The sequence below is a fragment of the Pseudogemmobacter lacusdianii genome (assembly GCF_030848395.1).
GTDB lineage: Bacteria > Pseudomonadota > Alphaproteobacteria > Rhodobacterales > Rhodobacteraceae > Pseudogemmobacter > Pseudogemmobacter lacusdianii.
In genome coordinates this window covers 64,648-87,740 of the sequence record NZ_JAVDBT010000011.1, presented here as the reverse complement: position 1 = coordinate 87,740, position 23,093 = coordinate 64,648, and the positions used below count along the sequence as shown (strand labels likewise).

Below are 23,093 nucleotides of genomic sequence, written 5' to 3'. Positions count from 1 at the left end.
CGAACAGAAGGCCCTAAGACCGCTGCGCGCGGGCAGGGCGTCCTGTTTCCGCTTTCGCTTCCGTCCCGAAACGGGCCGGATGCTCAGGACAGATCCTGGCGGGCCCTGGCCATCAGGCGCGCAAGATCGGCAGCCGATTGCTTGCCAAAGAGACCGTCATTTCCGGCAATGAAGGTGGGCGTTCCCATCAGACCCATATGGTCGCCAAGTGCCATGGTTTCGGCGATATGCTCTTCAACGTCAGCGCCAACCATGTCGCGCCGCAGACGGGCCTCGTCCAGCCCGATGGCGCTCGCAATTCTCATCGCAGATGCTTCATCGGCACGGCCTTTGATCGCCATCAAACCGCTATGGAATTCCCAGTATTTCCGTTGCTTCAGCGCCGCCAGCGATGCCCGCGCACAAAACTCCGATCCTTCTCCGAAGATCGGCCATTCACGCAAGACCACGCGCAGGTCCGGGTCGCTGCCGATCAGCTTGCGGATCTCGGGGACGGTCGTGCGGCAATGCGGGCAATTGTAGTCAAAGAACTCGGTCAGGGTGATATCGCCAGCTGCATTGCCAAGAACCGGGGCGAATGGGGGCCGCTCGATGGCCTTGCGCAGTTCCCCCGGCATTGGGTTGCCTCCGGCTTGTCCCGGACGCGGCGAAAGGGTCAGGGCCAGTCCTGAGGCAAGCCCGAAGGCCGCGAAGTCACGTCGTTTCATCTTGCGCATATGTTGCCCGCGGATCGATTGACAGATTTACAGCATCACCTCTGGGCCTCGTCCCTTAAACGGGGCTTAAGCGGACAGGTCACAGGACGCCGAGCAGTTTCCACCACAGAAAATCCAAGGGCAACAGCAGGAACAGGGTGATCGCAGCCAGCGGCAGGGTGATCTTCAGCAGATGCCCCAGCTTTTCGCCCGACATCTGCATGGCGACGATCAGCGGCCCAACCTGGTAGGGGAATATCACGGTCGAGAAACCGATCACCTGCGTCATCAGAACCGCCTCTACCGAAAACCCCGTCTGTGCCGCAAGATCGCCCGCCATCGGGGTCAGTACCGCTGGCACACCCGGCATCGTGGCCAAAAGCCCGGTCACCACCGACATGACCGAAAGCGAGGCAAAATTGACCGCGTCCGCGCCTGTTTCCAGGGGAAGGATGGCGATCAGGCCCTGACCCAGCATCGCCCCCAAACCCGAGGCGTTGACCAGCGCGCCAAGCGCCAATGCCCCGGCAACGAACAGCAGCATCCCGAAATCGACCGATGCCCTGAATGCAGGCGGAGTGACCACACCGACCCCCGGCAAAAGCAAAAGCACTGCCGCAACAAGACCAATCCAGGCCGAGTTCACACCATGCAGGCTGTCGGTCATCCACAAGGCCAGCGTTGCCAGCAAGATAAGCCCCACCCTGATCAGAACCCTGCGGCTGGCGGGGCCGCCTTCCTGCACGGCTTCGCGCGGCGACATCGCCTCGCCTGTCCTCGCGGGGAAAATCCACAGGATCAGCATCACCACCGCTGCGGCCTTCAGCAAGCCCAGCACGGGGAAATGCAGCAAGAGATACTTCATATAGCCGAAATGTACGTTCTGGATCGTCTCTGCCGCGCCCGACAGCACCATGTTCGGTATGTTCGAAGGCAATATGGCAAAGCCCGGCATATTGGTGCCGATGGCCAGCACCGATGCGATGCCGATCCGGCCTTTCGATCCGGGGCCAAAGCCCATCTGATCCGCCAGAGCCATCCCCACCGGCACCATGACCACCGCGCGACCCACCGACGACGGCATCAGAAAACTCAGCAGCACCGAAACCGCCATCAGGCCGGCGATCAGGCGTGGGTAGCTGCCGGTCAGCAAAGGTGACAGCGCTCGCGCCAGTATCGCACCCAGCCCGGATATCGAAATCGCCGCGCCGATCACAAAGCCGGAAACGATCAGCCAGACCGCCGTCGACTGAAAGCCCAGAAAGACCAGATCCGGCGGGGCGAGCCCGAAGACCAGCAGCACCGCAAAGAAGATCAGGCTGGCAAGATAGCCCTGCACAAGATTCGTGGCCCACAACACGAGGGTCACCAGCACGATCCCGAGGATCCGGGCCTGATCCGGGCCCAGCATCGCGGGCCGCACCAGCGCCAGAACAAGCGCCAGCAGGGCGACAAGCGCCACAAGGGCATGTTTCATCGGGAAAGTCATCGCAGGGCACCAAACAGAATGGCAGGTACTTCAGACCTAGCCCTGATGCGCACCCTGTGCCAGACTGCCATGATGACAACAGATATCGCCAAGCCGCCAGATCTCGACCCGGCGGACGTCGCCTATATCCTCGATCCGGCGCGACCGGTCCTGACACATGGCCGGGTGATCGGGACGGGACAGGCCTTGCGCGCGCACAGCCATCCGCGCGGACAGTTGCTTTGGGCGATGCGCGGCGTTTTGCGGGTGGTCAGCAATGCCTGCATCTGGCTGGTGCCGCCCAGCCATGCGGTCTGGATCCCCGGCGGGATGGAACATCAGGTCACCATCGAGGCAGAAGCGGAGTTGCTGAACATCTATGTCGATCCGTCGATCTCGGTGCGAAAGACCAACCGCCCGATCCCCTGTTGCGCAGTGCTGCTGCTGACACCCCTGGCGCGCGAGATGATCCGGCGGCTTGGTGAAAGCGATACGTCGCTGCCCTTTGACGCGCGCCTGCTGCGCCTGTGTTCCGTTCTGCTTGATGAGCTGGACCTGCTGACCGAGGCACCGCTGAACCTGCCGGGCGGGCAGGATGAACGCCTGACGCGGGTGACGCGCCACCTGATCGGCCATCCCGACGAGCAGAGCCAATTGCCGGAACTGAGCCAGATGGCAGGTGCCAGTCCCCGCACGATGGAGCGGCTGTTTCGCGCGGAAACCGGGCTCAGTTTCCGGCAATGGCGGTCGAAACTGCGGCTCCTCAGCGCCATCGAGGCACTCAATCGCGGTGAGAGCAGCACGACCATCGCCTTTTCCATGGGATACAGCAGCCCAAGCGCCTTCATCGCGGCCTTTCGCGAGGCGTTCGGAACCACACCGCAGCGGTTTCTGAGCGGCAACCAAACCTGATTGAGGGGAGGTCCGAGGGCCCGCCGCAGCAGATCGGGGAACGCTTCGATCCGCCCGAAACCGGCCCCCGTGGCAGATCAAACCTTCTCTGCGCGGCCACGCATCAGCGATTGCGCGGTATAGACGAGGATCGCCGCGCCGACCGCCCCCATTGCCGCCACAGCCAGCAGGACGATTACGTCAATCGGCCCGCCGATATCGCGAAACCCCGAACTGGTGACCTTTTGCACGAAAAGCACCGCCGCAACCGCCCCGAAAGGCATCGAGACCTGCGCCCAGAGGAACTTGCGCCAGGACACCGCCCGATCCCGCACCAGCACATAGAGATAAAGCCCGGTCACCACTATGGCGGCGGCAACCATGAGCCAGAAAAGGCTGCGCCCGAAGATTTCCTCGAACACTGCGATCATGGTGGTGAATGTCAGGTCCTGCATCGCCTTTCCCCCTTATGCCTTGCCGCGCAGCATAGCGTTATAGGTGGCCTTCAGCGCCACTTCCTTCATCAGCCAGGAAATCCACAGCTCCTCAAGCGGCGCGATCAGACCAGGGAAGGACGGCACCAGATTGTTGTGATAGTCAAATTCCACCAGCATCGCACGGCCCACGCGGGTGATCATCGGGCAAGAGGTGTAGCCGTCATAGACCGCAGTGCCGTCCCTGCCCCCAATGGCTGCGATCAGATGGTCTTCGACCACCGGCACCTGCCACTTCACCGAGGCCGCGGTCTTGCCTTTGGGCACACCCGCCACATCGCCAAGCGCGAAGATTTCGGGATAGCGCAGATGGCGCAGCGTCTTCATGTCGCATTCGACCCAGCCCTGATCGCTCCATTTGTCGGTCCAACTCAGGCCCGATTGCCGGATCACATCGGGCGCGCGCTGCGGCGGGATCACATGCAGATAATCGTAATCCATTTCGGTGGTGGAATTCACCGCCTGGCCGGTTGCAGGATCTGTGGTCACAGTTGCAAAGGTCGCGCGCTTTGCACCGTGGTCAATGGCAGTCAGGGTCTGACCGAAATGCGTGGCAATCCTGCGTTCACCGAACAGCATCCGGATTTTTTCCGAAACGATCGGCACCGAGAACAGCACCTGCTGCGGGCAAGCGTAATGCACCTCATATTTGCCCTTCGCGCCGCCACGGCTTGCGATGTCGTCGATCAGGAACGTGTGTTTCAGCGGCGCACCGGCGCACTTCATCTCGGTCGCGGGACGGGTGAACAGGCCGATGCCGCCCTCTTCGCTGAATGTATGTGCGGCCTCCCAGGTCTTTGCAGCATGGTCCGGCCCGGCATAAAGTGCCCCGATCCCGTGCTGCCCGACCATGTCTGGGGAAAACCCCTCGATTGCCGCATGATCCAGCACAAGGCCGGGTGCCACCACAAGAAAATCATAATCCAGCCGCTGACCGCTTTCGGTCGAGACGGTTTTTGCCAGCGGATCGATCGCGGCGGCCTTTTCCCGGATCAGCGTGATGCCTGACGGCAGCCAGTCCGTCGTTTGGCTGACAACATAATTCGCGGGCTTCAGCCCGGCCGCGACCAGCGACAGTCCCGGCTGGTAGAGATGTTCCCTGCGCGGGTCGATCACCGTTATCGTGGCCCCGTCAAGCCGCTCGACCAGCCGGTTAGCCAGCGTCGTGCCCGCAGCACCGGCACCAATGATCACGATCCGCGCCGTCGTCGTCAGCCGCGCCGCCTGCGCGCCACCGCCAAGGCCCAGGGCCAGCGCACCCGCTGCACCAAGGCCGATAAAGCCCCGCCGCGTGCTGTGGAATTCCGCCATTCTGAAATCTCCCCCCTTCTGAAACCGAAGCAGAGCGGGGAAACCCCGCTCTGCACTGCGCATCATGCCGCCTCTGCCTCACGCGTGACGATCTCGGCTTCGCCCTCCAGCAGCTTGTGGACCGGGCATTTGTCGGCCATCGCGATCAGGAAGGCCCGATCCTCGGGCGACAGATCGCCAAGCAGGGTCACGACGCGTTCGAACGCATGCGGCTTCTGGTCAGAAGGCGCGCTATCCGTGCCCATATTCATCGGCGGGGCGCGCAAATGGCGCACCTCGACCGAGACATCATCGAGTGCGATTTTCCTGCGGCCTGCCACCATGCGGATGGTCATCGTGGTGCAGGCGCCAAGCCCGGCCATCACCAGTTCGAACGGGTCCGGCCCGGTATCCTGGCCGCCAAAGGTGCCAGGCTCATCGGCACCAAGAATATGGTGGCCGATATTGATATATTGCCCAAAGGGGCCAAAGCCGCTTTCACGGGCCTTGACGATGTTGCGTTGCGGAGCAGTGGTCATCGGAATTGTCCTTCAGGGAAATTGCGCTCAGGTGATCTGAAGCGAGCCTTTGGCCGCCATCATCAGGTCGATGACTTCGGGTGCGGTGACAATCTCGTAGCCCGGCACCATCTGCTCAGCGGAAAAGCCATTGTGGATCATGCAGGATTTGCAGATCCCGATGCGGCCACCGCCGTCGCGGAACTTCGCCAACAGATCGGAAACAGGCTCGAAGGGTTTGCCCACGTCGATGCCATCCGTTGCGCCGGGCAGGCCCAGTTCGACCGCCTCCACCATCAAAAGCACCATCGCACCATGGCCCTTTTGCTGCGCATTCAGCGCCATGGTGAAGGCCACGGTGACCTTTGCGGGATTGGACTTGCCATCGAACAGCGTTGCGACAAAATCTGCGGATTGCATGAAACCCTCCTGGAATCCGGGTAAAAAAGTTCAGGGGCGTCTGGACGCGTGGCCTCGGAACTGTGCCTTTTTGGATTTAGCCGCCAAACAGCAATTGCAGAAGATCGCCAGCATGCCATGATATGTCGCCAAGGCGACAGGCGACTGCGCGCAGATCTGTAGAGAGGCTTTCACCGCAAAGCCTGCTATCCACTGGCTTTAGATTTGGAATGGCCCGAAATCCGGCCGTTGCAGGAGCGATATATGAACGACTGGACCGCCCATTTCAAAGAGCTGGACCAGCTTCCCGCCGCGCTGCGCAAGTCGCTTTTGCATGGCAGCCGCAAACTGGACTTTCCCGCAGGAACACGGCTTTTTGGTGCGGGCCAGCCTGCCGATCACCTGCTTTTGCTGCTTTCCGGTCGGATCAGAGTCACTCAAGTGTCCGATAGCGGACGTGAAGTGGTTCTCTACCGTATCGGTGCTGGCGAAAGCTGTGTGTTAACCTCGGCCTGTATGCTGGCCTATGACGATCTGGCGACCGAGGGCATGGCCGAAACCGATATCGAGGCGATCGGTATCCCGCGTGCCACTTTCGACGAGATGATGGGACTTTCGCCCGAATTTCGAGGCTTTGTGATGCGGGCCTGGTCACGCCGGGTCACCGACCTGCTATCGCTGATCGACGACATCGCCTTCCAGCGCATCGATCTGCGCCTGGCACAGCGTCTTCTTGCCATGGCCGAGGGTGACAGGGTCAACGTCACGCATCAGCAACTGGCGACCGAGCTCGGTTCGGCGCGCGAGGTGATCAGCCGGGCGCTGGCGGAATTCCAGCGGCGGGGCTGGATCGAGCAGGCCCGGGGCGAGTTGCGGCTGACCAACCGGGATGCATTGGAAAAACTGACCCAGAGCGCGGAACAGTAACTAAGTCACAGACGGAAGGCGCCGGGGCGTGGCATCCATGACCCGAAACCGATTCCAGGGGTGTCCCATGCTGAAAAATCTTGGCCAGACCGACCGCATTCTGCGGCTGGCTGCTGGCATCGTCATCGCTGCCATTGCCTGGTTCTACGGCGCAAACTGGCCAATCCTCGGCCCTGTGCTGTGGATCGTCGCGGCAGTCCTGTTGCTGACCGCCGCTTTCGCCACCTGCCCGGCTTACCGTCTGGTCGGTCTCTCGACCTGTCCGTTGAAAAAGAAATGACCGAGTTCACCCCCTTCACATCCTTCTCCGGTGGCATGCTGATCGGACTTGCTGCCGTTTTGCTGATGGCCTTCCATGGACGTATCCTTGGTGCGACAGGAATCCTGTCCGGCTTGATGCGCAGCGGCGATGGCCGCGACTGGTCTTTGCGTGCCGTCATGCTTCTGGGCATGGTGCTGGCACCGGGGCTGATACTCCTTGCAACAGGCACATGGCCCGCAATGGAGGTGCCGGTTTCCATGGCCGCCATCATTGGCGGCGGGCTTCTTGTCGGCATCGGCGTCAGCTATGGTGGCGGTTGCACCTCCGGGCACGGCGTCTGCGGCAACGCCCGCCTGTCGCGCCGCTCGATCACGGCAACGATCAGCTTCATGCTCGCAGCCTTCGTCACCGTCTATGTGACCCGCCACCTGATCGGAGCCTGAAATGCGCCTGCTTTCCGCTTTGCTGATCGGCCTGGTCTTCGGGACCGGGATTGCGGTCTCGGGCATGTTCAACCCGGCCAAAGTCCTGAACTTCTTCGATCTGGCCGGAAGCTGGGACCCCAGCCTTGCCTTTGTGATGGGCGGCGCGCTGGCGGTCGCCATCCCGGGATACAGGTTGGTTCTGGCGCGGCGCGCGCCGCGGTTCGAGCCGAAGTTCCAACTGCCCGGCACCAGGCTGATCGACGTGAAACTGGTCGCCGGATCGGCAGTCTTCGGCATAGGCTGGGGGATTGCGGGCTTTTGCCCCGGCGGCGCTTTGCCCGCGCTTGGCACCCTGCGCCCCGAGCCGCTGGCCTTTGTCGCAGCCCTGATCTGCGGCCTACTGATCGCGCGTGGCATAAACGGCCTGATCGCCAGCCGCACCCAAACCGCCTGATTTACGGAGAAGCCCATGACCTGCAAACCCGATCTGACCATGAAACCCGAGGTCACACCGTTTTTCGACCCGGCCACCAATACGATTTCCTATGTGGTGAAGGATCCGGGCTCTGAGGCCTGTGCCGTGGTCGATTCCGTGATGGATATCGACTATGCCGCCGGCCGCATCAGCTATGAAAGCGCCGACCGGATCATCGCCTTCATCCGCGAAAAGGCTCTGCGTCTCGAATGGCTGATCGAAACGCATGTCCATGCCGACCACCTTTCCGGCGCGCCCTATATCCAGGCCGCGCTTGGCGGCAAGATCGGCATCGGCAGGAACATCACCGTGGTGCAGGAAACCTTTGGAAAGGTCTTCAACGAGGGCACCGAATTCCAGCGTGACGGCAGCCAGTTCGACCGGCTGTTCGACGATGGCGACAGCTACAGGATCGGGGCCATGACCGCCTGCACGATCCATACCCCCGGCCATACACCGGCCTGCATGACCCATGTCATCGGCGATGCGGCCTTTGTCGGCGATACGCTTTTCATGCCCGATGGCGGCTCTGCCCGCGCCGATTTCCCCGGCGGCGATGCCGGAACGCTTTATGACAGCATCCAGCGCGTGTTGGCCCTGTCCCGCGAAACCCGGCTTTTCATGTGCCACGACTACGGACCGAATGGCCGCGACATCGCATGGGAAACCACGGTGGGAGAACAGCGCGACCACAATATCCATGTGGGTCAGGGCCGCTCGCGCGAGGACTTTGTTGCCATGCGCGAGGCCCGCGACGCCACGCTGAAGATGCCGACCCTGATCATTCCCTCACTTCAGGTGAACATGAAGGCGGGCGAGTTGCCACCCGAGGAAAACGGCAAGCGCTTCCTCAAAGTGCCTCTTGGCGGGCTGTAAGAGGCCGGTATGGATATTCGCCACCACACGCCGCAGATCGGCATCTGCGGCCAGATCAGCCCCGACGACATCCCGGCGCTGGTCAAATCCGGCTACCGCCTCCTGATCTGCAATCGCCCTGACGGCGAAGAGCCGGGTCAGCCGGGATTTGCCCTGATCGCCGCCGCAGCGAGCGCGGCCGGGATCGGAGCGCTGCATCTGCCGGTTTCCGGGCCAGCAGATATTGCAGCCCAGGCCCCGGCGTTGGCCGGGGCCCTGCGCAATGCTCCCGGACCAGCCTTGCTCTGGTGTCGTTCAGGGGCGCGCAGCAGCGCGCTTTGCGCCGCCGCCGGTGTCTGACGGCCCACCCTGCCCCACACCCGCGCCCTGATCGGGCGCGGGTTCCCGAATTTGCCGAAAGTGGCTGCCATGCGCCTGTCCCTGACCTCTCTGATGCCGGTTCTTGTCTGGGGGCGGCGCTACAACCGGGCCGATCTGTCGTCCGACCTGACGGCGGCGGTAATCGTCACCATCATGCTGGTGCCGCAATCGCTGGCCTATGCGATGCTGGCGGGGCTGCCACCGCAGGCGGGAATCTATGCCTCGGTCCTGCCGATCATCCTTTATGCGGTCTTCGGCACCAGCCGGGCGCTGGCAGTGGGGCCGGTAGCCGTGGTCTCGCTGATGACTGCCTCGGCGGTGGGCCAGGTCGCCGCGGCCGGGACGGCGGGCTATGCGGTCGCCGCGCTGACACTGGCACTGCTGTCAGGGCTGATGCTGATCGCATTGGGGCTGCTGCGCTTTGGTTTTCTGGCGAATTTCCTGTCGCATCCGGTGATTGCGGGCTTCATCATCGCCTCGGGCCTGCTGATCGCCGCCGGGCAGGCGCGCCATATCCTTGGCATCAGGGGCGGCGGTAATACGCTGCCGGAGATCCTGCACGGGCTTTGGCTGAACATCGGCGGCACCAATACACCAACGCTGATGATCGGGCTTGCCTCGCTTGGATTTCTGGTCTGGGTGCGCAAGGGCATGAAGCCCGCGCTGAAACGGTTGGGCGCGGGCGAGGGGCTTGCCACGCTGCTGACCCGGGCTGGACCGGTCTTTGCCATTGTCGCCACCACCGCCGCAGTCGAGGCCCTCGGTCTGCATGAAAAGGGCGTGGCAATTGTCGGAACCATCCCGCAGGGGTTGCCGCCCCTGACCCTGCCCGGCCTGTCGCCCGACCTGCTCGGGGCCCTGCTGCTGCCCGCCGCGCTGATCTCGATCATCGGCTTTGTCGAAAGCGTCTCGGTGGCGCAGACGCTGGCCGCGAAGAAACGCCAGCGGATCGACCCGGATCAGGAACTGATCGGGCTTGGCGCCGCCAATATCGGCGCGGCCTTTACCGGCGGCTTTCCGGTGACGGGAGGCTTTGCGCGCTCGGTGGTGAATTTCGACGCGGGTGCTGCCACGCCCGCCGCCGGGGCCCTTACCGCGATCGGTCTGGCGCTGGCAGCACTGGCGCTGACGCCGCTGCTTTACTTCCTGCCGCAGGCCACACTGGCGGCAACGATCATTGTCGCGGTCCTCAGCCTTGTGGAGCCGGCCATCCTGCGCCGCACCTGGGCCTATTCGCGCCGCGATTTTGCAAGCGTGCTGGCGACGATCCTTGCCACGCTGGGCTTCGGGGTCGAGGCCGGGGTATCGACCGGGGTCGCGCTGTCCCTGCTGCTGCATCTGCTCAATACCGCCCGCCCGCATGTGGCCGAGGTCGGGCTGGTCCCCGGCAGCCAGCATTTCCGCAACATCCAGCGCCATCAGGTCGAGACCCTGCCGGGCGTGCTGATGCTTCGGGTGGACGAGAGCCTCTATTTCGCCAATGCCCGCGCCATCGAGACCATGGTTCTGGACCGGCTCGCCGCAAATCCCGCAATCCGCGAAGTGGTGCTGATCTGTTCGGCGGTGAATGTGATCGACTATTCCGCCCTGGAATCGCTTGAGACGCTGGCGCATGAACTGGCGGCCCAGAACGTGCGGCTGCACCTTTCGGAGGTCAAGGGCCCGGTGATGGATCGACTGCAAGGCAGCCGTTTCCTCAACGACCTGAACGGCAAGGTCTTCCTTTCGCAATATGACGCCTGGAGAGCAATCATTGCGGACGCACCAACAGCCCATGTCGAGTGACGGTCAGACAGCCTGATGCTTCCCAAAGCTAAAGCGGCAGCAACCTGGGGCAGCCATATGCTGCACTTTTCATTTGCAATCCATGCCAACAGGAACTGCAATATACTTGACTGGAAAAGTCTCTTGTTAAGCGCGATGGAAAGGCAAGCGTCGAACCAAGGCGAGAGAGACAATTGTAATCTGCCTGTTTCATGCCGCACCATTCCGTGAAGAGCCGCCCATGCCGAAATGTCGCGCGTCATCCCGCCGCGCGGCCCTGGCGCATTAAAACGGTATGTTGTCGCGTCACTGCCTGACGGTTCGTTCCGGTTCCCCGTAAATACAATTGCAGAGTGGTAAATCACGGATTGCATCAAGACCATGTCAAACCGACCCAAAACCGAGGATGCAGAACGTCCCGCGCGCCAGCCGATCAGGCTGACGCTGTTGCCGACGCTGGCCGCGGTTTTGTGGCTGCCGCAGGCCGGCCTGCTGGCGCAGGCGATCTCAAACGTCGCGGATCGGATGTCCTGGGGCGCGACGATCCTGCCGGCGGCAACGGCCGCAGCCATAGGCATTTTGCGAGTCATCCTCGGCGCGCTCAGCGAGCGTGCAGGCCATCAGCATGCCCGCGCCCGCGTTTCTGCGTTACGCATGACCGCGATCATGGCCCTGTCAGAGCGCGCGCCGCTTGACAGGCGGGCCATCCCATCAGGTGAAGCCGCCAGCATGATCGCCGAACAGGCCGACAGCATCACGCCCTGGCTGGCCAGGTTCGGCCCGGCGCGGATGAAGGCCGTGCTGGTTCCGCTGGCAATTTTTCTGGCGATCCTGCCCTTGTCCTGGACGGCGGCGCTGGTCCTTTTGATCGCAATGCCGGTGATCCCGGTTTTCATGGCGCTGATCGGCTGGCAGGCGCAGGCGGCCAGCAAGGCGCAACTGGTCGAGATCGGCACGATGAACGCCTTTCTGCTTGACCGGCTGCGTGGGCTTGCCACCATCCGGGGGCTGGGCGCGACCGATCAGGTGGCCACCCGTGTCAGAGCCGAAGCCGAGGGCCTGCGGTCGCGTTCGATGGCGGTTTTGCGCATCGCCTTTCTCACCTCGGCGGTGCTGGAACTGTTTGCTGCGCTCGGCGTGGCCATGGTCGCGGTCTATGTCGGCTTTCACCTGCTGGGAGATCTGAATTTCGGAGCCTGGGGCGACACCCTAAGCCTGGCGCAGGGCATGTTCATCCTGCTGTTGGCCCCCGCCTTTTTTGAACCGCTGCGCGATCTGTCGGCTATCTGGCATGACAAGGCGGCGGGTCAGGCGGCACAGGACAATCTGTTGCGCCTGTCCCGCAGCGAACGGACGTTGCCCGAAGCGGGGCTACCCGCAACCCCGCCTGCCTCCCCCGGTCCGCAGGCGGCTTCTGTCCTGGTCGCAGGTCTGCGGTTCCGTTATGGCGACGATGGGGGGACGCTGCCTGCGGGACTGGATTTCACCCTTGCCGCAGGCGAACATCTGGCGCTGACCGGCCCAAGCGGCGCCGGAAAGACCACGCTGCTGGCGCTGATCGCCGGGCTGGATCTGCCGCAGGCGGGCCGGATCGAAATCGACGGCGAGGCGCTGACAGCCGAAACCGCCCCCCGCCTGCGCGCCCGCATGGCCTGGATCGGCCAGAGCCCGCATATCTTTGCAGGCTCTTTGGCGCAGAACGTCACCATGGGCCGCAAGGAAATCGGGCAAGAGAAGGTCAGCCGCGCGCTTTCAGACATGCATCTGGGCGCAATGGCAAGTATCCGTGGCGCCGCGCCGATTGGCGAGGGCGGCAACGGGATATCGGGTGGCGAGGCGCTGCGTCTGGCGCTGGCACGGATCGCCGTCAGCCCGGCGGGCCTTGTGCTCGCCGATGAGCCAACCGCCCATCTTGACCCGGAAACCGCTGAAAGCGTGACGGAAAGCCTGCTGGCGCTGGCGCAGGGACGCAGCCTGATCGTCGCCACCCATGATCCGCGCCTTGCCGCACGGATGGATCGCCGGATCAGTCTGCCAGCGCCCGCAACGGTGGAGGCCCCATGATGTCGCGCCTGTGGCAGGATTTTCGCCCTTTTCTTGCGCTGCCCGACCGGCAGGCGCGCCGCCGATTGCTGGCGGGCGCGGCGCTTGCGGCCCTGACGGGATTGATGGGAATGGCGTTGCTGGGGCTTTCCGGCTGGTTCATCACCGCGACGGCGCTTGCCGGGCTTTCCACGGTCACGGCGCTGGCCTTTGATGTCTTCATGCCCTCGGCGGCGATCCGGCTTTTCGCGCTTGGCCGCACAGCGGCCCGCTATGGCGAACGTCTGGTGACACATGACGCGACGCTGGCCGTGCTGGCGGCGCTGCGCGAACGGCTGTTTCGCGCCTGGTCTGCGGCGGGGGCCGCACGAGCGCTTGCCCTGCGTCCGGCGCGGATTCTGTTCCGGCTGACCGCCGATGTCGATGCGCTGGACACACTTTATCTGCGGCTGATCGTGCCGCTTTGCACGGGCTTCATCGCCGCACTGGCCGCAGGCATCACCTTGGCCTTTATCAGCCCGCTGCTCGGGCTTGCCATCTTTGCAGTGCTGATCCTGTCGGGGTCTGTGATGGTGTGGCGTATATCGCGCGCTGCCACCCCCGCCACACTGCGCCGTGCCGCCCTGATCGAGGGCCTGCGCAGCGGCGTGATCGACCTTGCCAGCGGTCAGACCGAATTGCTGATGGCCGGGCAGTTGCCCGCCCGCTGCGCGGATCTGGGCGCGCTGGAGACCCGGCTTGCCGCGCATGAAACCCGACTGAACCGGATCGAGACCGGGGCAGGCATCGTCTTCGGGGTGATCGCCGCGCTGTTGCCACCTGCGGTGCTGGTCGCCGCAGCCATGTCGGGGATCGGGGCACCCGGTGTCGCGCTGGCCCTGCTGGTCGCCATGGCCGCGTCGGAAACGCTTGCACCCTTACGCCGGGGCGCGCTGGACCTTGCCCGCACCCGGCTGGCCGTGCGCCGTATCGGGCCGGGGCTGGCACCGCCCGCCCCCTCTGTCATCCCGCCCTCTCCGAAAGACGGGGTTGCCGTCTGCCTGCACCATGTCACGCTGCGCCATGACGGGGCGGCGACTGCGGTGCTTGGCGATCTCTCGCTGGAGATCCGGCAAGGCGAGCATATCGCCCTGACCGGCCCGAGCGGCATCGGCAAGACCAGCCTGCTCCAGTGCCTGGCTGGCGAAATAGCGCCGCAATCGGGTGAGGTCTTCTGCCTGCCCTCTGCCCGGCTGACCCAAAGGACCGAGCTGTTTCACGACAGCATGCGCGGCAATCTTCGGCTTGCCGCCCACGATGCTGAAGACGCAGAACTGATCTCCGCGCTGACCGCTGCGGGGCTTGAAAGCCTGTTCGACAGCCTGCCCGATGGGCTGGACACAATGCTGGGAGATCGCGGTCAGGGGCTGTCGGGCGGTCAGGCGCGCAGGCTGGCACTGGCGCGGATGATCCTGCGCAATGCGCCCGTCTGGCTGCTGGATGAGCCGACCGAAGGGCTTGATGGCCAGACCGCGCGCGATGTGCTGGCGCGACTGCACCGTGCCAAAGACCAGAAGGCCAAGGATCGGACAACCGTGGTGACCGCGACCCATACCCGGCGCGAAGCGGAAAACGCCGACCGTATCCTTGTTCTTGGACAGGGCGGCATCCTAGCCATCCATATTCGTGGCAGCCCCGGTTTCGATGCGGCGCTGACTGCGCTGCGCCCAGACTGATGCAATCCGACTGAGCCCCCGTTTCCGACCCGCCCACCACCCGCATTCAAAGCTCCATCCCCCCGCAATACGCAAAGGCAGCAAGATGGAATTCGACATCGTCACCCTGTCGCGGCTTCAATTCGCCCTGACCGCACTTTACCACTTTCTTTTCGTGCCCCTGACGCTGGGCCTTTCCGTCCTCCTCGCGGCGATGGAGACGGTCTATGTCATGACCGGCCGCCCGATCTGGCGCCAGATGACCAAGTTCTGGGGTACGCTCTTCGGCATCAACTTTGTCCTCGGCGTCGCCACCGGCATCGTGATGGAATTCCAGTTCGGCATGAACTGGAGCTATTACAGCCATTATGTCGGCGACATCTTCGGCGCCCCCCTGGCCATCGAGGGACTGATGGCCTTCTTCTTGGAAGCCACATTCGTCGGGCTGTTCTTCTTCGGCTGGGACAAGATGTCAAAGGTCGGGCATCTGTTCGCCACCTATTGCGTGGCGATTGGTTCGAACTTCTCGGCCTTGTGGATCCTGATCGCCAATGGCTGGATGCAGCACCCGGTGGGGGCGCAATTCAACCCCGATACGATGCGGATGGAGGTGATCGATTTCTTCGAGGTCCTGTTCAACCCGGTGGCGCAGGCGCGTTTCGTCCATACCGTCTCGGCGGGCTATCTGACGGCTTCGGTCTTCGTGCTTGGCGTCTCGGCCTGGTATCTGCTGAAGGGCTGCCATATCGCCATCGCCAAACGCTCGATGACCATTGCGGCCTCCTTCGGACTGCTGGCGTCGATTTCAGCGGTGATCCTGGGGGATGAGGGCGGCTATCTGGCAACAGAGCACCAGAAGATGAAGCTCGCAGCCATCGAAGGGATGTGGGAAACCGAACCCGCCCCCGCCTCTTTCACCCTGATCGGCATCCCAGACATGGAGGCCCGAACTACCCATTACGCCGTGCATATCCCTTGGGTGATGGGCCTGATCGGCACCCGTTCGCTGACAACCGTGATCCCCGGCATCAGCGAGTTGGAAGCCCATGCCGAAACCCGCATCCGTAGCGGGCTGCTGGCCTATGACGCCTTGCAGGAATACCGCGCCGCACCAACGCGAGAGGCGGTTCCGCCCGAGGCCATCGAGATCTTTGAGCGGCATGGCGACGATCTTGGCTATGCGCTTTTGCTGATGAAATACGTCGACGATCCGCGCCGGGCGAGCGAAGAGCAGATCAGGGCCGCCGCATGGGATACCGTGCCGCATGTGCCGACACTGTTCTGGTCCTTCCGCATCATGGTCGCCATAGGCTTTTTCAATGTCGCGCTGATGGGCTTTTTCGTGGTGCTTGCCGCGCGCCGCAAGCTGGGCATCAGCCGCTGGCCGCTGAAAATCGCGGTCGCATCACTGGCCCTGCCCTGGATCGCGGCGGAACTTGGCTGGATCACCGCCGAATTCGGCCGCCAGCCCTGGGCTATCGAAGGCGTCCTGCCGACTGTCGCCGCGGTCTCGGACATGACGGTGACGTCGCTTCTGATCACCATCGCAGGGTTTACGCTGCTTTATACGGTGCTGATCGTGATCGAGATGCGGCTGATGCTGGCCGCGATCCGCAAGGGACCGCAGCCGGACCATGACCCGGAGATGCCGCTTGCGCCCAAAGCGCTGGCCCCCCGTAACCCTGTTGCAGCGGAGTAACCCCGATGATCCTGCACACCCTTCTTGATTATGACACATTGCGCGTCATCTGGTGGCTGCTGCTCGGCGTGCTTCTGATCGGTTTTGCCGTAATGGACGGATTCGACCTTGGCGTCGGAATGCTGCTGCCATTTGCCGGAAAAACAGATCTGGAACGCCGTATCGTCATCAACACCATCGGCCCGGTCTGGGAAGGCAACCAAGTCTGGCTGATCCTTGGCGGCGGCGCAATCTTTGCTGCCTGGCCGCCGCTTTACGCGGTCAGTTTCTCGGGCTTTTACCTTGCGATGTTCGCGATCCTTGCAGCGCTGATCCTGCGGCCGGTCGGCTTCAAATACCGCTCGAAACGAGAAAGCGCGACATGGCGCAGGAACTGGGACCGGGCATTGTTCATCGGAGGTTTCGTTCCCGCGCTGATCTTCGGCGTAGCGGTCGGCAATGTGCTGCAAGGAGTGCCGTTCCGATTGGGCTCTGACCTGAGGATTTTCTATGATGGCACGTTCTTCGGCCTGCTGAACCCGTTTGCATTGCTCTGCGGGCTCTTATCGGTCGCGATGCTGACCATGCATGGCGCGAACTGGCTGGTGCTGAAATCCTCGGGCGAGGTGGCCGGGCGCGCCCGCCGCTTTGGCACCATCGCCACCCTGGCGACGATCACGCTTTATGCACTTGGCGGCATCGCGCTGTGGCTGTTCGTCGATGGCTACCGCATCACCAGCGCGATCAGTACCACCGGCCCGTCAAATCCGCTGGCGAAAACGGTTGATGTCAGCGCCGGGGCCTGGTTCGCCAATTACGCCGCCCATCCCTGGATGATCGCCGCCCCGGTTCTTGGGTTCCTTGGCGCGGTGCTGGTGCTGTGGGGGCTGCGCGCACGCCGCGAGGTGGCAACGCTCTTGTTCAGTAAGCTCTCGATCTTCGGGATTATCGCTTCGGTCGGATTGTCGATGTTTCCCTTCATCCTGCCTTCGACCGCGCAACCCGGGGCAAGCCTGACGGTCTGGGATGCGTCCTCCAGCCATATGACGCTGTTCATCATGCTTGTCGTCACCGTGATCTTCCTGCCGCTGATCGTCGCCTATACCGCCTGGGCCTACAAGCTGCTGTGGGGAAAGGTGGATGAAGATGACATCACCGGCGGCGGTCACGCCTACTGAAAGGAGCAAGATATGTGGTATTTTGCCTGGATCCTCGGCCTGCCGCTGGCCGTCTGCTTCGCGGTGCTGAACGCAATGTGGTTCGAGATGCTTGATGACGGGGATGATGCCCCTGAAGACCGCCGCGATGGCGGCACCCACACAGGAGCATGACACGTAGGGGCATTGTCAGGTTTGTTGCCCGGGTTGCGTGCGGCTATGCTGGTCTCATGATATTGTCGCCTGATCCGACCCGCCTGAAAGGGCATCGCTTCCCCCGCAGCGTCATCGGCTACGCAGTCTGGCTGTACCATCGTTTTGCTCTCAGCCTGCGCGACGTCGAGGATGTTTTGGCTGAGCGCGGGGTCAGCGTCAGCCATGAGACGATCCGGGTCTGGTGCCTGCGATTTGGGCCGCAGTTTGTTGCGGCGATCCGGCGGGATCGCCCCAACCCGGCCGACAAATGGCACATGGACGAGATGGCCATCTCCATCGGCGGTCAGAAGCGCTGGCTTTGGCGCGCCGTTGACGCCAGGGGCGATACGTTGGAAATCCTGATACAAAGCCGCCGCAATGCCCGTGCGGCCAAGCGTTTTCTGAAAAAGCTTATGAAACACTGGGGCAATCCCCGTGTGCTCATCACTGACAAACTGCGCAGCTATGGCGTCGCGATCCGAGAGCTGTGCCCCGAGGCCGACCACCGGCGACACAAGGGACTGAACAACCGATGTGAAGCTTCACATCGGCACACCCGAAGGCGGGAGAAGGTGATGGGCCGGTTCAAGTCTGACCCGCACGCGCAGATGTTCCTGTCCACCCACGATCAAACCGCCGCCCTCTTTCGTAACCGCCCGGTTGCTACCGCTTTGGCTTGCGGTTGATCAGGCGGCTGCCGCCGGGGGTGCCGCCAGCGGCGACCAGTTCCAGGGCAGCAGATCGTCGAGCCGATTGATCTTGTGATCATGGATACGGGTCAGGATGTCGGTCAGATAGGCTTGCGGGTCCAAGCCATTCATCTTGGCCGTCTCAACGATGGTCATGACCCGAGCCAGCGTTTCGGCTCCGGTATCGGCCCCCGCGAAGAGCCAGTTGCGGCGTCCGACGCCGATCGGGCGCAAGGCGCGTTCGGCTGGGTTGTTATCGATGCCCACGCGACCATCGGACAAGAACAGGCTGAAGGCGTCCCGTCGGCTCATTCCATAACGGAAGGCTTTGGCCAGATCCCCCTTGCCGGGGATCCGCGAGAGCTGCTGCTCTGACCAGGCGAAGAAGGCCTCAACCTTCGGAGAGCTGTGCTTCTGGCGGACGGCAAGACGGATCTCCGCAGGACAGCCGTTGACCTCCCGCTCGATGTCGTAGAGCGCGCCGATGCGGTCGAGCGCCTCGCGGGCGATGACGGATTTGGTCTTGTCCCATTCGTCATGGAAGTCGCGCCTCAGATGGGCCCAACAGGCGGCTTCCCGCAGGCGGGGCGCCCCGTCCGGTCCCGGTTCATAGAGCTTGGCATAGCCCTTGTAGCCATCAGCCTGCAGGATGCCGCGGGTGTTGGCCAGATGGCGATGGACGTGCTCTTCCTTCCAGTCCGGTGCGAAGGCGTAGACTGCACCGGGGGGCGAGACACCCGACCAAGGCCGCTGATCGCGGACATAGGCCCAGATCCGCCCCTTCTTCACACCCTTGCCCAACCCCTTGTCACGGCCCGCACGATCCAGCACCCGGATCGGTGTATCATCGGCATGGAGTAGGTCGCTGGCCATCACATCCGCCTCGATCCGTTCGATCAAGGGTGCCAGCACATTCATGGCACGACCGCACCAGTCGACCAGTGTGCTGTCCGGGATATCAGCCCCCATCCGGGCAAAGATCTCGTGCTGGCGATACAAGGGAAGATGGTCGTCAAACTTGGAGACGAGGATATGCGCCAGCAGTCCCGCGCCTGCAATGCTGCCAGGGATCGGCCGGCTGGGAACCTGCACCATGCGTTCGCAGCGGCGGCAGTATTTCTTGAGCCTGGCGATCTGCACGACCTTCAACTGCGCCGCGATCAGATCCAGCATCTCGCTGACATCCTCGCCCACCAGGCGCAGATCACCGCCGCAATCGGGGCAACAACTGCCGGGATCCAGTTCCTGTCGCTCGCGCGGTGTGCTGTCCGAGACCCGAGGGCGGCGGCGGGAGGGGCGGTCACCGCCTTCATCGGGAGCTGACGTTTCCGGCGCATCATCGCCCTGGCCGTCATCCGTGACCGGGATATCGCTTTCGGCCGTTGCGATCAGCAGATCCTCCAGCGCCAGTTCCAGCTGTTCAATCTCGCGCTCGATCTTTTCCGAGGACTGGCCGAATACCTGCTTCTTCAGCTTGGCGATGCGGAGCCGCAAGGTCTGGATCAACTGGTCATGGGCACGCAACGTGGCCGAGATCTTCGCGTTTTCTGCCTGCAATGCCGCGATCAGCGCCTTCAGAAGCGCAGGATCATCTGGAAGGATCTGGGGCACAATCGACATGCGTCCAGCTACCACAAGACAGGCAGAACCTCTATAAAAACAAGGCGTTTCAGCAGGATAAATCAGCCAACGCGGGCCGGTGGTGCCCCCCAGTCCGGGCGGCGCCAGTCGATGCCTTCCCACAGCATCGCCAGCTGCGCCGAGGTCAGACGCGCCGCGCCGTCGCCACGCGAAGGCCAGGGAAAGCGCCCCTTCTCCAGCACCTTGTAATAGAGGCAGAAGCCTTGCCCATCCCAATGCAAAAGCTTCAGCCTGTCACCTCGACGACCCCGGAAGGCAAAGACAGCACCACCGGTCGGCTTCTGGCGCAGATGATCCTGGGCGAGGGCCGCCAACCCCTCGATCCCCTTCCGCATGTCGGTTACGCCGCAGGCCAGATAGACTCGGACGCCTGTGCCGGGCCCAATCATACAGTTTCCAGCACCCGGATCAGCCGGGCAAGAGATCGGTCATCGATCACCTCAGTGCAACGGATCTGCCGACCGTTGCGCAGCAATATCTCGATCATCGGCACTGATCCGGGTGGCAAGGGCTGGTTCAGGCCAGCGGTATCTTCGTCAACCTGAACGAACAGCGCCGAACCCGAAACAGGCCAAAGCCCCTTACGCCGCAGCTCCTGCCGCCATTGGTAGATGTGCTGCCGTGTCAGGTCCGCCTCGCGAGCAACATCCGCAACCGTCCTGCCGTCGACCCCAACACGCCCAAGGACCGAAATCTTCTCGGCATCCGACCAGTGACGGCGACGCTCCCGCCCTAGAACCTCAACATGACGCACCTGATGTCAGCTCCCCGATACGACGTCGGTAACGACGTCAATAACGACATAGCTTAAGATCTGAGGCCAAGATCAAAAGGCGGTGGCAACCGGGCCGTTACCCTCTTTCGCCCTAAACGTCACCACCTTTCCGCAATCTCATACCGGCATGCCCGGGCTGACGCCTTCAGCCTTTGGGCAGGCATGACTGAAAGGCTCTGCGCATAATGACCGCGAGAACCCCAGTGCTCCACCAAACGAAAACAACCTGACAATGCCCACGCAAGAGCTAGAGCGCGAGGCTGAACGGAGCCGACATAGGGAGCGTGGTCACGGGTGGGGGTTGTGAGAGCCCACTACCCAAGGACGATCCCTCACCTCTGGAAATTTCCGCCCCCGGCACGAAGCACGGGGGCGGGAGTTTGCCTGAGGATAGGCTGGGGATCGAGTTTACAAACGTCGCACTTTAGAAGCGCAGATCCAAGCCCCCTCCAACAGTTGGTGCAGTGCCCTGACCAACATCTGCGTTCAGTTTAAGGGAGCCATTCCCTTGCAGGATGTTGCGCTCATAGAAGATGCGGCCCGTGGCCCGGACAGTCGAGTCCGTTCCCTCAAGACCCAGCGCATAACCCAGCGTGTCGCCCGTTTCGGTCTCGGTCTGCGACCACTCAACGTCGAGGCTGGTCCCACAAGTGGTTTCTGAGCCAATCCCGGTGAAACGATCACAGAAGATCCCTGGCGTGATGGACCAGTTCCGTACTCTCTCGAGGTCGGACTCTTCCGCGTCACCATCTCCGAAATGGAACCCAAGCTCACCAATGAGGCGCAGACTGTTTTGATCGCCGATCCTAAGCTGACCTTGCTCGCTCAGCCCCGGGATAGACGCAGTGAAGTTTGCAGTCCCACCATTGGCGTATGTGAGATGCGCCCCCACACGCGGCACAAGGGTATAGTTGTCGAACTTGCGTTCTCCAGAGACCGAAACCCCGCCGAATGCAGCCCAGTAGTTGTAAGCGCCATCCACATCGATGTCCGTCGGCACCGTTCCGGGGAATGTCATATCGAAGCTATGACGTCCCGCTGAACCTGCCAGATAGTAATCGAGGATGAGCGCGCGGTTACTGATATATTTGGCACCATAGATACCACCATAAGCGCCGAACCCATTAATGCTGCCGTCTGCTTGGCCAGACAGAGATGTCTTGCTGCCATAGAGACCCACAAAGTAACCGCTCAAGTGGTCGTCAGAGACCATACGCTCACGCTGCAGGGTGCCGAAGATTGCAGCCTGCGAGCCAAAGTCATCTTGATCACTGATGCTGAACTCACCGCTGATGATCTGACGAACGCCCGTCTCACAGTTGTAGGTTTCACCGCCGAAGCGACCATTCCCATTGGCTGTGCCGCCTCCTGCTTCGAGAGACCCGTCAACATCAAACGGCGTGACAGTGCCGCACTCTTCTTCCCGTGCCTCTGCCACCACGTCAAGGTTGGTGAACACAACGCGACGATTGCGCGCCATGCCTTCTTCGGTCGAGTTGTCTGCGATCGGCTGGCGTTCGCCGTAGCCACGTGCGCTCAGCCGCTCCGTATTGACGCCGCGCTGACGCAGAGCGTTCAGGACAGAGTCAACGCGGGCTTGGCTCAGGCCCATGTTGTACTCGTCGCTCCCACGGGAATCCGTGTGACCGCCGATTTCAATGCGCCCGTTTTCGCACTGGGCCAGGATGTCTCTGATCTCATCCAGCACAGGACCGCTCTCCGGTTTCAGATCAGCGCGTGCCGTCTCAAACAGGATCGGGTTGTCCGTGACAAACTCGTTCAGCCGGGCCACGCACTTATCAACCGCCTGACGTGCCAAGCGATCTCTCGCCCCGCTGGCGATATCCTCGAACAGGCGAGACTGTTTTGCAGTCGTCTCACGCAGGTCGTCTTCGAGGATACCTGTTAGAGGTTCAAGGACTTGCTCGACCAAGCTCAGTTGCAATGCCGTGATGACCTCATTTGACAGTGCACTAACACTTGTCCCTGCCGGGGTTGTCCCCTCGGCGATTGCAGTGTTCGGTACACCACCAGCAAGAATGTCATCATACGTGACCGCATAGGTCGCCGTGAAGACGGTGCTTGCGCCTGGTGCCAAGGTTGCAACCGAAGTCGGTGAGATCGCGCTCAGCCCGGGAAGCGGGTCGTTCACCACCACATTGCTCAGCGTCACATTGCCGGTGTTGGTCACTGCGAAGCTGTAAGTGATCGTGTTACCCACTGCAGCTGGACGCTGCACCGCAGAGTCATCCGCCGTCTTAACAACCGCAATCCTGGGGGTCTGCGCCAGCGGCGTCACGGTCGTGGTGTTGTCGTCCACATCCGTGCCCGACAGGTCGCTCACCGACTGCGGATCGCCATCGAGATCCGTGTAACC

Annotated in this window: 24 protein-coding genes and 1 pseudogene; 15 read left to right on the top strand and 10 right to left on the bottom strand. The window is 62.6% G+C overall.

All coding sequences use genetic code 11. The features are described from left to right. Positions 1–83: 83 nt before the first annotated feature. Both Q9295_RS12345 and Q9295_RS12340 read right to left on the bottom strand, forming a co-directional pair. Positions 84–707 (bottom strand): DsbA family protein, encoded by a 624-nt coding sequence (locus Q9295_RS12345; RefSeq protein ID WP_306680870.1) that lies wholly within the window; start codon positions 705–707, stop codon positions 84–86. 88 nt (positions 708–795) lie between these two features. Further along, positions 796–2,172, bottom strand: coding sequence for an SLC13 family permease (locus Q9295_RS12340; RefSeq protein WP_306680869.1), 1,377 nt, complete (start codon positions 2,170–2,172; stop codon positions 796–798). Between the two features lie 30 nt (positions 2,173–2,202). On the opposite strand from Q9295_RS12340, the gene Q9295_RS12335 reads away from it, so the two are divergent. Beyond that, a complete protein-coding gene (locus Q9295_RS12335; protein ID WP_306680868.1) occupies positions 2,203–3,075 on the top strand; it encodes an AraC family transcriptional regulator in 873 nt (290 codons plus the stop codon). Positions 3,076–3,152: 77 nt separating this feature from the next. Here Q9295_RS12335 and Q9295_RS12330 read toward each other — a convergent pair whose 3' ends face one another. The 4 genes from Q9295_RS12330 to Q9295_RS12315 form a co-directional block, all read right to left on the bottom strand. Then, positions 3,153–3,509 carry a DUF5368 domain-containing protein gene (locus Q9295_RS12330; protein WP_020952682.1) on the bottom strand — a complete coding sequence of 119 codons (357 nt, stop codon included), beginning with the start codon at positions 3,507–3,509 and terminating at the stop codon, positions 3,153–3,155. A 12-nt stretch (positions 3,510–3,521) separates the two neighbouring features. Then, positions 3,522–4,859, bottom strand: coding sequence for an NAD(P)/FAD-dependent oxidoreductase (locus Q9295_RS12325; protein WP_306680866.1), 1,338 nt, complete (start codon positions 4,857–4,859; stop codon positions 3,522–3,524). Between the two features lie 62 nt (positions 4,860–4,921). Next, positions 4,922–5,377 (bottom strand): OsmC family protein, encoded by a 456-nt coding sequence (locus Q9295_RS12320; protein WP_306680865.1) that lies wholly within the window; start codon positions 5,375–5,377, stop codon positions 4,922–4,924. A 27-nt stretch (positions 5,378–5,404) separates the two neighbouring features. Beyond that, entirely contained in the window at positions 5,405–5,776 is a 372-nt protein-coding gene (locus tag Q9295_RS12315; protein WP_306680864.1) for a DsrE family protein, read from the bottom strand. 243 nt (positions 5,777–6,019) lie between these two features. Here Q9295_RS12315 and Q9295_RS12310 point away from each other — a divergent pair, with 243 nt between their 5' ends. The 13 genes from Q9295_RS12310 (at position 6,020) to Q9295_RS12250 (ending at position 18,297) form a co-directional block, all read left to right on the top strand. Further along, the gene (locus Q9295_RS12310) at positions 6,020–6,682 is read left to right on the top strand and encodes a Crp/Fnr family transcriptional regulator (RefSeq protein ID WP_020952686.1); all 663 of its coding nucleotides are present in this window, start codon (positions 6,020–6,022) and stop codon (positions 6,680–6,682) included. 67 nt (positions 6,683–6,749) lie between these two features. Next, positions 6,750–6,962 (top strand): YgaP family membrane protein, encoded by a 213-nt coding sequence (locus tag Q9295_RS12305; RefSeq protein WP_041528433.1) that lies wholly within the window; start codon positions 6,750–6,752, stop codon positions 6,960–6,962. Continuing rightward, positions 6,959–7,387, top strand: a complete 429-nt coding sequence (locus Q9295_RS12300) for a YeeE/YedE family protein (RefSeq protein ID WP_020952687.1) — start codon at positions 6,959–6,961, stop codon at positions 7,385–7,387. The genes Q9295_RS12305 and Q9295_RS12300 overlap by 4 nt, the downstream gene beginning before the upstream one ends. A 1-nt stretch (position 7,388) precedes the next feature. Beyond that, on the top strand, positions 7,389–7,823 hold the full coding sequence (locus tag Q9295_RS12295; protein WP_020952688.1) for a DUF6691 family protein: 435 nt from the start codon (positions 7,389–7,391) through the stop codon (positions 7,821–7,823). Between the two features lie 15 nt (positions 7,824–7,838). Further along, positions 7,839–8,720: an MBL fold metallo-hydrolase gene (locus tag Q9295_RS12290; protein ID WP_306680863.1), complete on the top strand. Its 882-nt coding sequence runs from the start codon at positions 7,839–7,841 to the stop codon at positions 8,718–8,720. Positions 8,721–8,729: 9 nt separating this feature from the next. Next, a complete protein-coding gene (locus Q9295_RS12285) occupies positions 8,730–9,059 on the top strand; it encodes a protein tyrosine phosphatase family protein (RefSeq protein ID WP_020952690.1) in 330 nt (109 codons plus the stop codon). Positions 9,060–9,128: 69 nt separating this feature from the next. Beyond that, a complete protein-coding gene (locus Q9295_RS12280) occupies positions 9,129–10,865 on the top strand; it encodes a SulP family inorganic anion transporter (protein WP_306680862.1) in 1,737 nt (578 codons plus the stop codon). A 360-nt stretch (positions 10,866–11,225) separates the two neighbouring features. After that, positions 11,226–12,908: a thiol reductant ABC exporter subunit CydD gene (gene cydD / locus Q9295_RS12275; RefSeq protein WP_306680861.1), complete on the top strand. Its 1,683-nt coding sequence runs from the start codon at positions 11,226–11,228 to the stop codon at positions 12,906–12,908. Further along, complete coding sequence (locus Q9295_RS12270; protein WP_306680860.1) at positions 12,905–14,602, top strand: amino acid ABC transporter ATP-binding/permease protein; 1,698 nt, start codon at positions 12,905–12,907, stop codon at positions 14,600–14,602. The genes cydD and Q9295_RS12270 overlap by 4 nt, the downstream gene beginning before the upstream one ends. Positions 14,603–14,687: 85 nt before the next feature. Then, a complete protein-coding gene (locus Q9295_RS12265) occupies positions 14,688–16,280 on the top strand; it encodes a cytochrome ubiquinol oxidase subunit I (RefSeq protein ID WP_306680859.1) in 1,593 nt (530 codons plus the stop codon). A gap of 5 nt (positions 16,281–16,285) precedes the next feature. Further along, on the top strand, positions 16,286–17,437 hold the full coding sequence (cydB, locus tag Q9295_RS12260) for a cytochrome d ubiquinol oxidase subunit II (RefSeq protein WP_306680858.1): 1,152 nt from the start codon (positions 16,286–16,288) through the stop codon (positions 17,435–17,437). Positions 17,438–17,449: 12 nt separating this feature from the next. Continuing rightward, complete coding sequence (gene cydX, locus Q9295_RS12255) at positions 17,450–17,590, top strand: cytochrome bd-I oxidase subunit CydX (protein ID WP_306680857.1); 141 nt, start codon at positions 17,450–17,452, stop codon at positions 17,588–17,590. 56 nt (positions 17,591–17,646) lie between these two features. Next, complete coding sequence (locus Q9295_RS12250) at positions 17,647–18,297, top strand: IS6 family transposase (protein ID WP_373457460.1); 651 nt, start codon at positions 17,647–17,649, stop codon at positions 18,295–18,297. Here the strand turns inward: Q9295_RS12250 and tnpC are convergent, their stop codons facing one another. The 3 genes from tnpC to Q9295_RS12235 form a co-directional block, all read right to left on the bottom strand. Then, complete coding sequence (tnpC, locus tag Q9295_RS12245; RefSeq protein ID WP_306680856.1) at positions 18,298–19,920, bottom strand: IS66 family transposase; 1,623 nt, start codon at positions 19,918–19,920, stop codon at positions 18,298–18,300. Between the two features lie 62 nt (positions 19,921–19,982). Continuing rightward, on the bottom strand, positions 19,983–20,330 hold the full coding sequence (gene tnpB, locus Q9295_RS12240; protein ID WP_306680855.1) for an IS66 family insertion sequence element accessory protein TnpB: 348 nt from the start codon (positions 20,328–20,330) through the stop codon (positions 19,983–19,985). Further along, positions 20,327–20,695, bottom strand: a complete 369-nt coding sequence (locus Q9295_RS12235) for a transposase (protein ID WP_306680854.1) — start codon at positions 20,693–20,695, stop codon at positions 20,327–20,329. Before Q9295_RS12235 ends, tnpB begins: the two co-directional genes overlap by 4 nt. A 99-nt stretch (positions 20,696–20,794) precedes the next feature. On the opposite strand from Q9295_RS12235, the pseudogene Q9295_RS12230 reads away from it, so the two are divergent. After that, positions 20,795–20,902 (top strand): annotated as a pseudogene (locus tag Q9295_RS12230) (IS6 family transposase); the annotation flags it as partial. Positions 20,903–21,140: 238 nt separating this feature from the next. Here Q9295_RS12230 and Q9295_RS12225 read toward each other — a convergent pair. Beyond that, the coding region (locus tag Q9295_RS12225; RefSeq protein ID WP_306680853.1) for an OmpA family protein at positions 21,141–23,093 on the bottom strand (1,953 nt) is incomplete at its 5' end.

Coding starts and splice junctions, on each gene's coding strand:
- Q9295_RS12345 (WP_306680870.1), bottom strand. CDS start 707: ATGAAACGACGTGACTTCGCGGCCTTCGGGCTTGCCTCAGGACTGGCC.
- Q9295_RS12340 (WP_306680869.1), bottom strand. CDS start 2,172: ATGAAACATGCCCTTGTGGCGCTTGTCGCCCTGCTGGCGCTTGTTCTG.
- Q9295_RS12335 (WP_306680868.1), top strand. CDS start 2,203: ATGGCAGGTACTTCAGACCTAGCCCTGATGCGCACCCTGTGCCAGACT.
- Q9295_RS12330 (WP_020952682.1), bottom strand. CDS start 3,509: ATGCAGGACCTGACATTCACCACCATGATCGCAGTGTTCGAGGAAATC.
- Q9295_RS12325 (WP_306680866.1), bottom strand. CDS start 4,859: ATGGCGGAATTCCACAGCACGCGGCGGGGCTTTATCGGCCTTGGTGCA.
- Q9295_RS12320 (WP_306680865.1), bottom strand. CDS start 5,377: ATGACCACTGCTCCGCAACGCAACATCGTCAAGGCCCGTGAAAGCGGC.
- Q9295_RS12315 (WP_306680864.1), bottom strand. CDS start 5,776: ATGCAATCCGCAGATTTTGTCGCAACGCTGTTCGATGGCAAGTCCAAT.
- Q9295_RS12310 (WP_020952686.1), top strand. CDS start 6,020: ATGAACGACTGGACCGCCCATTTCAAAGAGCTGGACCAGCTTCCCGCC.
- Q9295_RS12305 (WP_041528433.1), top strand. CDS start 6,750: ATGCTGAAAAATCTTGGCCAGACCGACCGCATTCTGCGGCTGGCTGCT.
- Q9295_RS12300 (WP_020952687.1), top strand. CDS start 6,959: ATGACCGAGTTCACCCCCTTCACATCCTTCTCCGGTGGCATGCTGATC.
- Q9295_RS12295 (WP_020952688.1), top strand. CDS start 7,389: ATGCGCCTGCTTTCCGCTTTGCTGATCGGCCTGGTCTTCGGGACCGGG.
- Q9295_RS12290 (WP_306680863.1), top strand. CDS start 7,839: ATGACCTGCAAACCCGATCTGACCATGAAACCCGAGGTCACACCGTTT.
- Q9295_RS12285 (WP_020952690.1), top strand. CDS start 8,730: ATGGATATTCGCCACCACACGCCGCAGATCGGCATCTGCGGCCAGATC.
- Q9295_RS12280 (WP_306680862.1), top strand. CDS start 9,129: ATGCGCCTGTCCCTGACCTCTCTGATGCCGGTTCTTGTCTGGGGGCGG.
- cydD (WP_306680861.1), top strand. CDS start 11,226: ATGTCAAACCGACCCAAAACCGAGGATGCAGAACGTCCCGCGCGCCAG.
- Q9295_RS12270 (WP_306680860.1), top strand. CDS start 12,905: ATGATGTCGCGCCTGTGGCAGGATTTTCGCCCTTTTCTTGCGCTGCCC.
- Q9295_RS12265 (WP_306680859.1), top strand. CDS start 14,688: ATGGAATTCGACATCGTCACCCTGTCGCGGCTTCAATTCGCCCTGACC.
- cydB (WP_306680858.1), top strand. CDS start 16,286: ATGATCCTGCACACCCTTCTTGATTATGACACATTGCGCGTCATCTGG.
- cydX (WP_306680857.1), top strand. CDS start 17,450: ATGTGGTATTTTGCCTGGATCCTCGGCCTGCCGCTGGCCGTCTGCTTC.
- Q9295_RS12250 (WP_373457460.1), top strand. CDS start 17,647: ATGATATTGTCGCCTGATCCGACCCGCCTGAAAGGGCATCGCTTCCCC.
- tnpC (WP_306680856.1), bottom strand. CDS start 19,920: ATGTCGATTGTGCCCCAGATCCTTCCAGATGATCCTGCGCTTCTGAAG.
- tnpB (WP_306680855.1), bottom strand. CDS start 20,330: ATGATTGGGCCCGGCACAGGCGTCCGAGTCTATCTGGCCTGCGGCGTA.